Source organism: Microbacterium sp. AISO3, assembly GCF_002204305.1.
Taxonomy (GTDB): domain Bacteria; phylum Actinomycetota; class Actinomycetes; order Actinomycetales; family Microbacteriaceae; genus Microbacterium; species Microbacterium arborescens.
Window position 1 is genome coordinate 1 of sequence record NZ_NHRF01000199.1, and the last position, 388, is coordinate 388.

General features: G+C 43.6%; 1 protein-coding gene. It reads left to right on the forward strand.

What is annotated here, in order from left to right; translation table 11 throughout:
• Window positions 1–388: efflux RND transporter periplasmic adaptor subunit (locus tag CBF90_RS16960; protein ID WP_141097247.1), on the forward strand; the 388-nt coding region annotated here is incomplete at both ends.

Sequence of the window (388 nt, forward strand, 5' to 3'; positions counted from 1 at the left end):
GATCTGGATCGTGGTCAGCCTTTACGAGTATGATCTTTCGTCAGTTGTTATCGGTGATGAAGCGGACATTCAGCTGCCATATGATCCCAACAAACTTCTAAAAGGTAAAATAAGCTATATTTACCCAGAAATTGAAGTGGAATCACGGACGGCCAAGGCTCGTATTGAAATGCCAAATCCAGATGAAAAATTGAAACCAGGAATGTTTGCAAATGTCGAAGTGAAAAAGAATCTGGGAGAAGCCATTGTGATCCCTGATGATGCAGTTATTGATACAGGAGTCCGGCGAATTGTTTTTGTACGCACAGAGAGTGCGAGATTCGAGCCACGTGAGGTGAAAATCGGAGCTCGAGTTGGTCAAGAATTCACGGTGCCATCAGGTTTGAAT